This window comes from Billgrantia sp. Q4P2 (genome assembly GCF_052806135.1).
The window spans coordinates 55487-69124 of the sequence record NZ_JBRBAI010000002.1 but is presented as its reverse complement, the minus strand read 5'-3'; the positions used below and the strand labels follow the sequence as shown (position 1 = coordinate 69124).

11 protein-coding genes are annotated in these 13638 nt (G+C 62.9%); all 11 read left to right on the top strand.

Annotation, left to right across the window (positions count from 1 at the left end; translation table 11 throughout):
- Positions 1–115: 115 nt before the first annotated feature.
- Entirely contained in the window at positions 116–442 is a 327-nt protein-coding gene (gene flhD / locus ACUY1T_RS03175; RefSeq protein WP_446020282.1) for a flagellar transcriptional regulator FlhD, read from the top strand.
- A 1-nt stretch (position 443) separates the two neighbouring features.
- Complete coding sequence (flhC, locus tag ACUY1T_RS03170; RefSeq protein ID WP_446020281.1) at positions 444–1019, top strand: flagellar transcriptional regulator FlhC; 576 nt, start codon at positions 444–446, stop codon at positions 1017–1019.
- A gap of 192 nt (positions 1020–1211) precedes the next feature.
- Complete coding sequence (motA, locus tag ACUY1T_RS03165; protein WP_446020280.1) at positions 1212–2084, top strand: flagellar motor stator protein MotA; 873 nt, start codon at positions 1212–1214, stop codon at positions 2082–2084.
- A complete protein-coding gene (gene motB, locus ACUY1T_RS03160) occupies positions 2081–3028 on the top strand; it encodes a flagellar motor protein MotB (RefSeq protein WP_446020279.1) in 948 nt (315 codons plus the stop codon). Before motA ends, motB begins: the two co-directional genes overlap by 4 nt.
- A gap of 28 nt (positions 3029–3056) precedes the next feature.
- Positions 3057–5174 carry a chemotaxis protein CheA gene (gene cheA, locus ACUY1T_RS03155; protein WP_446020278.1) on the top strand — a complete coding sequence of 706 codons (2118 nt, stop codon included), beginning with the start codon at positions 3057–3059 and terminating at the stop codon, positions 5172–5174.
- A gap of 2 nt (positions 5175–5176) precedes the next feature.
- Positions 5177–5671 carry a chemotaxis protein CheW gene (locus ACUY1T_RS03150; protein WP_446020277.1) on the top strand — a complete coding sequence of 165 codons (495 nt, stop codon included), beginning with the start codon at positions 5177–5179 and terminating at the stop codon, positions 5669–5671.
- An 85-nt stretch (positions 5672–5756) separates the two neighbouring features.
- Complete coding sequence (locus ACUY1T_RS03145; protein ID WP_446020276.1) at positions 5757–7067, top strand: methyl-accepting chemotaxis protein; 1311 nt, start codon at positions 5757–5759, stop codon at positions 7065–7067.
- Positions 7068–7154: 87 nt separating this feature from the next.
- Positions 7155–9344: a methyl-accepting chemotaxis protein gene (locus tag ACUY1T_RS03140; RefSeq protein ID WP_446020275.1), complete on the top strand. Its 2190-nt coding sequence runs from the start codon at positions 7155–7157 to the stop codon at positions 9342–9344.
- Positions 9345–9387: 43 nt separating this feature from the next.
- Positions 9388–11574, top strand: coding sequence for a methyl-accepting chemotaxis protein (locus ACUY1T_RS03135; RefSeq protein WP_446020274.1), 2187 nt, complete (start codon positions 9388–9390; stop codon positions 11572–11574).
- A gap of 20 nt (positions 11575–11594) precedes the next feature.
- Entirely contained in the window at positions 11595–12437 is an 843-nt protein-coding gene (locus ACUY1T_RS03130) for a CheR family methyltransferase (protein ID WP_446020273.1), read from the top strand.
- 81 nt (positions 12438–12518) lie between these two features.
- Entirely contained in the window at positions 12519–13580 is a 1062-nt protein-coding gene (locus ACUY1T_RS03125; protein WP_446020272.1) for a protein-glutamate methylesterase/protein-glutamine glutaminase, read from the top strand.
- Positions 13581–13638 lie beyond the last annotated feature (58 nt).

The window sequence follows — 13638 nt, the reverse complement described above, 5'->3', positions numbered from 1 at the left end:
TCGGCTCATGCTGGTCGGTTCAAGGAGCTGCATGACGTATCTCTAGGCTAGTCCTGAACAAGAGCGTTACAAGAAAACAAAGGACACGCGAAACAACAGCGTGCAGGGAAACCCGATGAAGAACACGAATCACCTGGACGAGATCCAGGAGCTCAATCTTGCCTATCTGCTGCTGGCTCAGCGGCTGCTCAACGACGACCGCGCTGCGGCCATGTTTCGTCTCAAGATCGATGACGAAACCGCCGATTTGCTCGTGTCGCTCGGGGCCTCCCAGCTGACCCGCTTGGCCCGTACCAATCAGTTGCTTTGCCATTTCGGTTTCGAAGGCGCCGAACAGCTGCGTCAAGTGATCGATAACCCCCGTGACAATGGATTGTCGCAGTTTCATGCCTCGCTGCTGATGGCAGGGCGTGGAGCCGCATCCTTGTCACGGGGGATGTGAGATGTCGCAGAAAAGCCTCGTCGAGGAGATGCAGCAGGTCCAGCTCGCCATCGAGCTCATCGAGCTGGGCGCCCGCCTCCAGGTGCTGGAAACCGAGACCGAACTGAGTCGTGCCCGCCTGATTCGCCTGTTCAAGGAAGTGCGTGGCATGTCTCCGCCCAAGGGCATGCTGCCTTTTTCCACCGATTGGTTCATTACCTGGCTGCCAAACGTGCATGCCTCGCTGTTCTATAACATCTATCGCCACCTGCTCGAGGGGCAGAAATGTGAACGGATGCAGGCCTTCGTCACGGCCTATCGGCTCTACAGCGAGCAGGTCAGTATCGACCAGGCCGAACCAGTGCTGGGCCTGACCCGGGCCTGGACCCTGGTCAGGTTCTTCGAGAGCGAGCTGCTGCAGCTGTCTACCTGCACGCATTGCAGTGGCCACTTCGTCGCCCATGCGCACACGCCGGACCATGACTACGTTTGCGGTATCTGCATGCCACCCTCCCGTGCCGGCAAGACCCGCAAGCGTCGCGAGCGGGAGGCGGAGGAGGCCGTGGGTCGCCAGGTCTCGTTCAAGCGAGTCGGTTGACGTTCCCGGCGCTTGGTATATGCCTGCCTGTCGAGACGCCGCCTTCGGGCGGCGTCTTGCTGTCTGGGAAACGCGGCGCGAATCGGCCGAGCGAGATTGAGCGCTCTTTTTGGCTGCCAGGCCTCAAGTGTGGCGACGCTTGGCCGATAAGCAATGATAACGACGGCTTACATCCATTGAAGGGTATCGGTTGTGCTGATTCTGCTGGGTTATCTCGTAGTCATAGTGTGCGTCTTCGGTGGCTTCGTGCTTGCCGGGGGCTTTCTGGGGCCGCTCTATCAGCCGACCGAGCTGTTGATGATCGGTGGGGCTGGCGTCGGTGCCTTCATTGCCGCCAATAACGGCAAGGCGATCAAGGCGACGTTCAAGATCATTCCCAAGCTTCGGCGCACCAAGAAGTACAACAAGGAAATGTACATGGAGCTGTTGGCGGTGCAGTTCAAGCTGCTGACCAAGGTTCGCCGCGAGGGCATGCTTGGCATCGAGCGTGACATCGACAGCCCCCAGGAGAGCGCGCTGTTCCAGGAGCACCCCAAGGTGCTGGCCGACCCGATGATCATGAACTTCCTGACCGACTACCTGCGCCTGATGGTGGCCGGCGGCATGGATCCAATGGAGATCGACGAGTTGATGCTCCACGAGATCGAGACCTTCGAGCAGGAGGGCCACATCCCGGCGGATGCCATCGCCAAGGTGGGCGATGCCATGCCCGCCTTCGGCATCGTCGCGGCCGTCATGGGGGTGGTCAAGGCGCTGACCTACGCCGATGCCGGCCCCGAGCAGATGGGGCAGATGATCGCCCACGCCCTGGTCGGCACCTTTCTGGGCATTTTGTTGGGCTATGGTTTCGTCAACCCGGTTGCGAGCAGCATCGAACGCCAGATCAAGGAAGCGGAAAAGATGCTCCAGTGCATCCGCATCACGCTGCTGGCCAGCCTGCACGGCTACGCGCCGCAGTTAGCCGTCGAGTTTGGCCGCAAGGCGTTGCACAGTGCCGAACGCCCCGGGTTCACCGAACTCGAGGATTACGTGCGTAACGCCAAGTCGGGTGCAGCAGCAGAATGAGTGCGGGGGGAGACAAGCGCCCGATCATCATTCGGCGCAAGAAGGTAGTCCACGCTCACCACGGTGGCAGTTGGAAGATCGCCTTGGCCGACTTCATGACGGCCCTGATGGCACTGTTCCTGGTGATGTGGATTCTCTCGGTAGCAAGCCCGGAAACGCGGGAAGGCGTCGCCGACTATTTCAGTACACCGCTGGTCAGTGCAGTCACGGGTGGGGATCGTGCGGGTAGTACCCGGGTCATTCCCGGTGGCGGGCCCGACCCGGCCCACAGCGATGGTGAACGGGCGCGTATCGATACCCGGGAGTTGTCGCGGCCCAGCGAGCAGCAGCGCCGCTTCTTCATGGATCTCCAGCGGCGTATCGAGGCGGTGATCGAGGCCGACCCCGAGTTGCGTGAGCTGCGTCAGCAGATGCGCTTCGACCTCACGCCCGAGGGGCTGCGCATCCAACTGCTCGATACCGAGCAGCGGCCGATGTTCGATATCGGCAGCGATCGGATAGCCCCCTATATGCGCAACCTGTTGCGTACCATTGCGCCGCTGCTCAATGAGCTGCCGAACTACCTGAGCATCGGCGGGCATACCGACAGTCGTCCGTACGCCGGGGGATACCGAGGCTACAGCAACTGGGAGCTGTCCAGCGACCGGGCCAACGCCTCTCGCCGCGAGCTCGTCGTCGGTGGGTTCGATTCGGACAAGCTGCTGCGGGTGTCCGGTTTTGCCGACCGCGTGCTGTTGCCCGATACCGATCCGTTCGACGCAGACAACCGCCGGATCGAGCTGTTGGTGCTGTTGCCAGAGGTGGCGGAGTATATCCGTCGTCCGAGCATCCTGAACGGTCCGGGCGTGCCGAGCCCGATGAGCACGCGCCTTGAAAGCGAAGTCGATCTTGCCCCCGTGCAACAATTTACTGAAGGCCTGCGCGGTACGCTCAATCCCCAATAATCTCTTTTGACACCAGGTGGTGAAGCGCATGGATATCACAGATTTCTATGACACTTTCTTCGAGGAAGCCGAAGAGCTGCTGGCCGACATGGAGCGCTACCTCCTGGAGCTCGACGTGGATGCGCCGGATACCGAGCAGCTCAATGCTATCTTTCGGGCGGCCCATTCGATCAAGGGCGGTGCCGGCACGTTCGGTTTCGATGTGCTCCAGAGAACCACCCATCTGTTCGAGAACCTGCTCGACCATACGCGCAAGGGCGAGCTCCAGCTGCGCCGGGATATCGTCGATACCTTTCTGGAAACCAAGGACATGCTCAGTGATCAGCTAGATGCCTATCGTAATGGCAACGAGCCCGATCAGCAGGCCTTCGAGCGCATTTGCGAAACGTTGCAGCGGTTGGCGCTGGAGGAGATCGGGCAGGACCTGGAGGACGGCGCTCCCGCTGCGCCGACGGCCAAGCCTGAACCGGCGCCTGAGCCGGAACCCGTTGCCACGAGCGAGCAAGCGAAAACGAGTAGCTCGAACCACTGCATCGTGACGCTGCTCAACGTGGGCGAGAAGGATCGTCAACTGCTCGTCGAAGAGCTGGGGCAACTGGGAGAGGTCGTGGCCCATGGTGGCGATGAAGCGCGCTACGAGGTGACGCTCGCCTCGTCGGTCAGCAGCGACGATATCGAGGCGGTCATGTGCTTCATCGTCGATGCCGATCAGGTCAATATTCGTGCTGCCGATGCCACGCCTTCGCCACATGCCGAAGACCAGGGGGTGACGTCCGAAACGACGGCACCGGCCCCGGTGGCTGCGCAGCCTGCCGAGCCCGTGGCAGAACTGCCGAAGCCTGCGGCTCCTGCCAAGCCCGCCGGCGATGCCAAGCCGGCCAAGGCGAAGGGCAAGGCCAAGGGGGGAGGTGAATCGACCTCGATCCGGGTTTCGGTCGACAAGGTCGACCAGATCATCAACCTGGTGGGTGAGCTGATCATCACCCAGTCCATGCTCGACCAGACCGTCAGTGAGATGGAGGGTGTCGCCGAAAGCGCTCTGCTCAATGGCATGAGCCTGCTGCAGCGCAACGCGCGTGACCTGCAGGAGTCGGTGATGTCGATCCGCATGATCCCGATGGATTTCGTCTTTAGCCGCTTTCCCCGAGTGGTGCGCGAGACCGCCGGCAAGCTGGGCAAGGAGATCGAACTCACTACCGAAGGCGAGTCGACCGAACTCGACAAGAGCCTGACCGAGCGCATCATCGATCCACTGACCCACCTGGTGCGTAACAGCCTCGACCATGGCATCGAGCCGCCCGACGTGCGCGAGGCGGCCGGCAAGCCACGCACTGGCAAGCTGGTGCTCTCGGCCAAGCATCAGGGCGGCAACATCATCATCGAGGTGATCGACGATGGCGCCGGCCTCAACCGCGACAGGCTGCTGGCCAAGGCGCGCGAGAACGGTCTGCCCGTTTCCGACACCATGAGCGACGACGAGGTGTGGCAGCTCATCTTCGCTCCGGGTTTCTCGACGGCCAAGGAAGTGACCGACGTCTCCGGGCGCGGGGTCGGCATGGACGTGGTCAAGCGCAACATTCAGGGCATGGGCGGACATGTGCAGATCATGTCCACGCCTGGTGAAGGGACCACCATTCGCATCGTGCTGCCGCTGACGCTGGCGATTCTCGACGGCATGTCGATCAAGGTCGGCAACGAGATGTTCATCCTGCCTCTGTCCGCCGTACTCGAATCGCTGCAGCCGGCCAAGGAGGACCTGTACGCCATGGCCGGTGACGACGTGGTGCTCAAGGTCCGCGACGAGTACCTGCCGGTCGTGGCGGTGCACGAGGCGCTGGACGTGCCGAATGCCAAGACCAGTCTCACCGAGACCATCGCCGTGATCGTGCAGGGTGAGGGGCGCCGCTATGCGCTGCTGGTGGACGACCTGGTCGGCCAGCAACAGGTGGTGGTCAAGAACCTGGAAACCAATTACCGCAAGGTGCCGGGGGTCTCGGCCGCGACCATCCTCGGGGATGGCAGCGTGGCACTGATCCTCGACATTACCGGCCTGCATCGCCTTAGCCGGGCCAAGAAGGAGAAGCGCCGGCCCGAGCGTGAATTGCAATCACTCGAAGCTCTTACCGACAAAGCGCTGGAGATCTGACCATGAACCAGACGAATGAGGCGGCACTGGCCGCAGCCGAAGCCCATAACCGTGAGTTCCTGGTGTTCTCGCTGGGCGATGAAGAGTATGCCGTCGACATCCTCAAGGTGCAGGAGATCCGCGGCTACGAGAACGTCACGCGAATCGCCAACGCGCCGGACTTCATCAAGGGCGTGACCAACCTTCGCGGGGTGATCGTTCCCATCGTCGATCTGCGCATCAAGTTTCACCTCGACAAGGTGGAATACGGCGGTCAGACCGTCGTCATCGTGGTCAACGTCGAGGACCGGGTCGTCGGTATCGTCGTCGACGGCGTGTCCGACGTGATGACTCTCTCTCCCGACCAGATCAAGCCGGCACCGGAGTTCGGCGTGACCCTGTCGTCGGACTTCCTCAGCGGACTGGGCAGCCTCGAGGACCGCATGCTGGTCATCGTCGACATCGACAAGCTGCTGACCAGCGACGAGATGGAGCTGGTCGAACGCGTGGCAGAGTGACGCGAGGGCGAACTCAAGTTTGCCTCGCTCTGGCCGATGTTCGTATTGAAGACGATTTTTCGTCCGCCGCTCATGAGGAGATGACGTGAAGTATCTCGACAACCTGACAGTCCGGGCCAGCTGGTTTCTGGTGCTGCTGTTCTTCGGCGCGATGCTCGTCGTGCTGAGTGTCCTGGGCCTCTATGCACTGCAGCAAGGCAGTACCGCCGTGGCTGCCATGGCGCCGCATGCGGGGGAGTCGGGTGCTGCCTATCAGGCCTCGTTTGCCGCGACGGCCAGCCTGGTGCACATGGCGATCATCGCCGTGCTGGTGGGTTCGGTGGCGGTGATGGCCGTCGTGGTATGGGGCATCAGCGTCAACGTGCTGCGGCCGCTCGCTCGCCTGGTCGGGTATTTCGAGGGTCTGGCGCAGGGCGATCTCTCCCAGCCGGTGGAGAACCGCGGCAACAACGAGATTGGGCGTCTCTTCATCTCGCTGAAGCACATGCAGGAAGGGCTCTCCGAAACCGTCGGGACGGTGCGCAGCAGCAGCGAAGGCATCTATGTCGGAGCCCAGGATATCGCCGAGGGCAACGGCGAACTATCGTCTCGTACCGAGCAGCAGGCCGCCTCGCTGGCCGAAACCGCTTCCAGCATGGAAGAGCTGGCCTCCACCGTGGAGCAGAACGCCGACAATGCGCGTCAGGCCAGCCAGCTGGCCGCCGAGGCATCGCGCACCGCGGCCCAGGGGGGCGAGGTGGTCGGGGAGGTCGTCTCGACCATGCACGACATCAGCGAAAGCTCGCACCAGATGTCCGACATCATCGGGGTCATCGACTCCATTGCCTTCCAGACCAACATCCTGGCGTTGAATGCCTCGGTCGAAGCGGCGCGTGCCGGCGAGCACGGCCGAGGCTTTGCCGTGGTGGCCCAGGAAGTGCGTAGCCTGGCCGGGCGCAGCGCATCGGCGGCGGGCGAGATCCGGGCCCTGATCAAGGCTTCGCTCGAGAAGGTGGATGTCGGTACCGCACGGGTGGACAAGGCTGGACAGACCATGGGCGAGATCGTGGCGGCCGTGCAGCGGGTCAGCGACATCATGGACGAAATCGCCTCTGCCTCGCTGGAGCAGAGCAACGGCATCGGCCAGGTCAACCAGGCCGTGACCCAGATGGACCAGGTGATCCAGCAGAACGCGGCCTTGGTGCAACAGGCTGCCACGGCGGCGACCCAGCTCGAGGCCGAGGCCGCTCGCCTGCGCGAGGCCGTGCTGCGCTTCCGCCTGGCCGGGCAGGGGAACGAGTCACTCCCGAAGGCGAGGAGCCAAGCCGGCACGGCCCGCCTGGCGTCGCCGCAGCAGGATCCATTGCCGGCCAAGCGCCAGAACGAAAAAGCGCAAGAAGAGTGGGCTTCGTTTTAGGGCCGCAACACCGTTGTCACGCAGGGACGGAGTCATGCCAGCCGCCGTTCCGCCTCTGATCGAGCCGAATCGGCAAGGAAACTAACAATGAGCAACAATCAGCCGGTGACACAGCGGGAGCACAAGTTGGATGATCGGCAACTGCTGATCAGCCGCACCAATCTCGAGGGCCAGATCACCTTCGCCAATGATGCTTTCGTCGAGGTGAGTGGCTACAGCCGGGATGAATTGATCGGTTCACCGCATAACCTGATCCGTCATCCCGACATGCCCCCGGAGGCCTTCGCCGATCTGTGGCAGACGATCAAGCGCGGCGATACCTGGCAAGGGTTGGTCAAGAACCGCCGCAAGAACGGCGACCACTACTGGGTACGCGCCACGGTCACGCCGATCGTCGAGGGCGACCAGTGTTTGGGATACACATCGGTGCATACGGCGGCCGAGCCTGGTGCCGTGGAAGCAGCAGAACGTGTCTATGCGCACTTGCGCAAGGGCCGCTCCGGCTTCGCCATTCGCCAGGGACAAGTGGTGCGTCGCGGTCCGCTGGGCTGGCTTGCGCGTGTCAATCTGCATTCCATCCGCGCTCGACTCTCCATGCTCACGTTTTCGGCGCTGCTACTGCTCGCCATCAGCAGCGCTGTCGGGCTCTATGGGCTGCAGGCATCGGGCGAGCGCTTGGCGGAACTGAACCGGGATGGCCTGCAGGACATCATACGCCTGCAACAGCTCGGCCAACTGGTCAGCGAGGGGCCGCAGCGCCTCTCCGCCGAGCAGCGCATGGATATCCTGAGCCATCGGCACCAGCATGCCGAGGAGCTTTCCGTCATCGCCGAGCGGCTGTCAGCCCTTTGGGAGGAATACCTGGATCGTGCGGTCAACCGTACCGAAGTGGCGGTGGCGTTCGGCAACTCGCTGACGAGCTTCATGGAAGAAGGGTTGATACCCATGGCCGATGCCCTGGGCGGCGAGGAAGCCTTCGATGCCATGATGGCGCTCAACAACAATACGGGATCTTTGCGTGAGAGTGCGGAAGGCTTGACGGAGCAGGTCAACCAGTTGATCGACCACCAGCGTGTCGCCGCACTGGGCATGGCCGAAGAGGCCGAGCGCGGGCAGCAGCAGATCCTTGTCGGTCAGCTGGGTTTCATGGCGCTTGGCTTCGTGCTGTTGCTGGCCATCAGCGTATGGATCATGCGGGCGATTACCCGCCCGGTACGCCGCGCCGCCGATTTCACCCTGCAGATCGCCTCGGGCAATCTGGCGGTGGCAACGCCGAAGCAGACCCGCGACGAGATCGGTGCACTGCTGGGTTCGTTGGACACCATGCGCAAGAGCCTCTACGGCACCACCCAGAGCGTGCAGCAGGGCATCGACGTGGTGACGCCCGCCTCGCGCTCCATCGCCCGTGGCAACGAGGACCTGTCGGCGCGTACCGAACAGCAGGCTGCCTCGCTGCAGGAGACTGCCTCCAGCATGGAGGAGATGACCACCACGGTGCAGCAGAACACCGACAACGCGCGCCAGGCCAGCGGGCTGGCACTGGACAATGCCAGCCGCGTACGCGATACCGGCGAGCTGATGCATGGCGTGGTGCAGACCATGGAGCGCATCACTGCCGGCGCCGAGAAGATGAAGGACATCATCAACGTGATCGACTCGATTGCGTTCCAGACCAACATCCTGGCGCTGAATGCCTCGGTGGAGGCAGCGCGTGCGGGTGAACAGGGCCGTGGCTTCGCCGTGGTGGCCGGCGAGGTGCGCAATCTGGCCGGTCGCAGTGCGGATGCCGCCAAGGAGATCCGCCAGCTGATCGACGGCTCCGCCAGCGAGATCCATGAAGGCGCCAGCCAGGTGCAGCGGGCCGAAAAGGCGATGGCCGAGGTGGTGGCGGCCTCGCAGCGGGTCAACGACATCATGGGCGAGATCACGGCGGCTTCCGAGGAGCAGAGCAGTGGCATCGGCCAGATCAACCAGGCCATCACCGAGATGGACCAGGTGACCCAGCAGAACGCCGAGCGCGTGCAGCAAAGTGCACGGGCGGCAAGCGACCTGCAGCGCCAGGCAGAGCAGTTGGCGCAAGCCATCCGTGTCTACCGTCTGCAAGGGGCCGGTCCCGAGAAGGTGACTGGCCCACAAGAAGCCGTAGAGCTTCATCCAGCCGGTGCGGCAAGAAAGCCGGTATCCACGTCAGCCACGCAGCGTGACCCGCTACCCACCAGGCGGGGGCCGGCCAAGGCGCACCGGACGTCGTCAGAAGAGGAGTGGGAGACGTTTTGAGAGCAATACTTGGGGACTCACGAGGCGGCAAAGGATAATAACGATGCGCGACAATCAGCCGGTTACACAGCGAGAATTCGAACTGAACGATGAGCATATGCTCATCACCCGCACGGACCTGGAAGGGCGAATCACCTACGCCAACTCCGCGTTCGTGGAGGTCAGCGGCTACTCCCACGAAGAAGTTATCGGGGCGCCCCATAACCTGGTTCGACACCCCGACATGCCGCCCGAGGCCTTCGACGACCTATGGAAGACCATCAAGAAAGGAAACGCCTGGCAGGGGGTGATCAAGAATCGCCGCAAGGACGGTGACCATTACTGGGTGCAGGCAACGGTCACGCCGATCCTCGAGGATGGCAAGTGCCAGGGCTATACCTCGGTACGCACCCGGGTCGAGCCGGCTATCGCCGAGGCTGCTGCACGTGCTTATTCGCAATTTCGTGAAGGGAGCCGAAAGCTGGCTTTCAGGCAAGGCCAGCTGGTGCGGTGCGGGCTGCTGGGTGGGTTGGCCCGATTCAACGTGCATACCATCCGTGCCAAGCTGGTCACGCTGACGCTGGTTCCGCTGTTCCTGCTGCTGCTCAGTGGCGCCGTGGGGCTTTATGGTCTCAAGGTGTCGGGCGATCGTGTTGCCTACCTCAACACCAATGGGGTGCAGGACATTGCCCACCTGCAGCGTATCGATCAGCTGCTGAGCCAGCTGATGACCGACCTGGAGCGGCCGGTGCGCAACCCCAGGGCGCTACGCATGGAGCAGATACAGTCGCTGGCCGACGAGGTCGAGGGTGTCGTTCAGCGCATCAACGCTTCGTGGGCAAGCTTTCTTGGCGGCGAGGACAGCGGCCAGGCAGAGATCGAGGCATTGGACGGCCAGCTCTCGGTCGCCATTCAGGATGGTATTCGGCCGACAGTGCAGGCGTTGCTCGATGGCAGCGGCTTTGCCGCCTATGAGGCCTACAACGATGTGCTGCGGCCGGAAGTGGAGGCCATCGGTCAGAGCGTCGTCGTGCTGATCGAGGGCAAGCTCGACTATGCCAACCAACTGGCCGAAGAGGCCGGGCGCGGCCAGGCCGTGATGCTCACGGGCCAGATTGTGGCGCTGGCGGTCGGCATCCTGTTCCTGATCCTGCTGGGCACCTGGACCATGCGGGCCATCACGCGACCGCTGCGGCGCGCCGTGGATTTCACCCTGCAGGTTGCTTCGGGCAACCTGGCGGTGCGCTCGCCCGATCGTACCCGTGACGAGATCGGCTTGCTGCTCGGTGCGCTGAATACCATGCGCAAGAGCCTCTACAGCACCACCCAGAGCGTGCAGCAGGGCATCGACGTGGTGACGCCCGCCTCGCGCTCCATCGCCCGTGGCAACGAGGACCTGTCGGCGCGTACCGAACAGCAGGCTGCCTCGCTGCAGGAGACTGCCTCCAGCATGGAGGAGATGACCACCACGGTGCAGCAGAACACCGACAACGCGCGCCAGGCCAGCGGGCTGGCACTGGACAATGCCAGCCGCGTACGCGATACCGGCGAGCTGATGCATGGCGTGGTGCAGACCATGGAGCGCATCACTGCCGGCGCCGAGAAGATGAAGGACATCATCAACGTGATCGACTCGATTGCGTTCCAGACCAACATCCTGGCGCTGAATGCCTCGGTGGAGGCAGCGCGTGCGGGTGAACAGGGCCGTGGCTTCGCCGTGGTGGCCGGCGAGGTGCGCAATCTGGCCGGTCGCAGTGCGGATGCCGCCAAGGAGATCCGCCAGCTGATCGACGGCTCCGCCAGCGAGATCCATGAAGGCGCCAGCCAGGTGCAGCGGGCCGAAAAGGCGATGGCCGAGGTGGTGGCGGCCTCGCAGCGGGTCAACGACATCATGGGCGAGATCACGGCGGCTTCCGAGGAGCAGAGCAGTGGCATCGGCCAGATCAACCAGGCCATCACCGAGATGGACCAGGTGACCCAGCAGAACGCCGAGCGCGTGCAGCAAAGTGCACGGGCGGCAAGCGACCTGCAGCGCCAGGCAGAGCTGCTCGACCAAGCGATTCGTGTCTTCCGGCTGCGTGGCGCCGGGCTCGAGCAGGTAACCATCCATGAGCAGGAGCGAACCTCGGAGGTTTCCGCCGGGCGTTCACGGACCACTAGCCCCGCCTTGTCGCATGATCCGCTTCCCGTGAAGCGTACTCCTGGCAAGTCAAGCAAGGCGACAGCCGATGAAGAGTGGGAAACATTTTGACGAAGGCACAGGACCCCGGGATGGAACCGGGGCAATGGTCTGGATTGGGTCACCTCGAACGTGACCTGATCCTTACCGATGAAGACTTTTCCCGGATTCGCCAGCTGATCTATCAGCGAGCGGGTATCGTACTGGCGGAGCACAAGCGCGAGATGGTCTACAGCCGTCTGGCCAAGCGCTTGCGCCATCATGGCCTGACTCGCTTCAGCGATTATCTGGAAAGGCTGGCGCGGCAACCCGATGCGAGGGAGTGGGAGGCATTTACCAATGCCTTGACGACCAATCTCACGGCCTTTTTCCGTGAAATGCATCATTTCCCCCTACTTGCCGAGCACGTGCGCAAGTCCAGTGGGCCCGTGCGTGTCTGGAGCGCCGCCGCTTCGACGGGGGAAGAGCCCTACTCGATCGCCATGACCCTGTTGGAGAACCTGGGGGCACGGGCGGCGGATGCCCGCGTGGTGGCCACCGACATCGATACCGAGGCGTTGACGCGTGCCCGGGCCGGTGTCTACCCCGTGGAGCAGGTTTGCAAGATCGATGAGAGCCGGGTCAAGCGCTTCTTCCAGAAGGGGCGGGGCCAGCATGAGGGGCTGGCCAGGGTGCGCCCCGAAGTGTCCTCGATGGTGGAGTTCCTGTCGATGAACCTGCTTGCGCCGCAGTGGTCGGTCAAGGGGCCCTTCGATGCCATCTTCTGCCGCAATGTGATGATCTACTTCGACAAGCAGACCCAGGCTCGAATTCTCGAGCGCTTTGCCCCGTTGCTGAAACCCGATGGCCTCCTGTTTGCCGGCCATTCGGAGAATTTCTCCTACATCAGTAAGGTGTTTCGCCTGCGAGGTCAGACGGTCTACACCTTGGCCTAAAGTTTTCCTCTTCCAGGCCGATGAACTGACGTAAGAATTGCCTTGGGTCGCAATGACTCCCTCACGAATAGGAGAATTGCCTTGGGATCTAACAGGATCAAGGTGCTGTGTGTCGATGATTCGGCGCTGATTCGTGATCTTCTCAGCGAGATCATCAATTCGCAGCCGGACATGGAAGTGGTGGCCGTGGCGCCTGACCCTTTGGTAGCACGCGACCTGATCAAGCAGCACAACCCCGATGTCCTGACACTCGATGTCGAGATGCCGCGCATGGACGGTCTCGATTTCCTCGAGCGCCTGATGCGCCTGCGACCGATGCCGGTGCTGATGGTGTCGTCGCTGACCCAGGCCGGTTCGGAAATCACCCTGCGGGCTCTGGAGCTGGGGGCGCTGGATTTCGTCGCCAAGCCGTCTCTGGGAATCCGCAATGGCATGCTCGAGTATGCCAACGACATCGCCGAGAAGATTCGTGCCGCGGCCAAGTCACGCCCGCGTCAGGCGCGCCAGGCCCAGGCGACACCGCGGGCCACCTTGAAGGCGCCCCTGGTGTCGAGCGAAAAACTGATCATCATCGGGGCTTCCACGGGAGGAACCGAGGCGATCCGCGCCGTACTCGAGCCGCTGCCCGCCAACAGTCCGGCCATCCTGATCACCCAGCACATGCCTGGCGGTTTTACCCGTTCCTTTGCCGAGCGTCTCAACCGCCTGTGCAACATTACGGTGAAGGAAGCCAGCGATGGTGAGCGGGTGCTGCCGGGCCATGCCTATATCGCACCTGGCGACGCTCACCTCAAGCTGGCGCGCAGCGGGGCGAACTACGTGGCCAGGCTCGACGACGGGCCGCCGGTCAACCGTCACCGCCCTTCGGTGGACGTGCTGTTTCATTCTGCCGCCACCCAGGCAGGGCGCAACGCCATCGGTGTGATCCTCACCGGCATGGGCAAGGATGGTGCCGCCGGCCTGCTCGAGATGCGTCAGGCAGGATCGTCCACGCTGGCTCAGGATGAGGCGAGCTGTGTGGTCTTCGGCATGCCGCGCGAGGCGATTGCCTTGGGCGGTGCGCAGGAAGTGGTGGCCCTGGAAGACATCCCGGAGCGACTGATGGCGCTGGTCGCGGCCTCCGGCCGGGCCCAGCGAGTCTGAAGAGTTCAAGAAGAATTTAACAACAAGACGAGAGACAACGTCACCCACTACGCAAGGA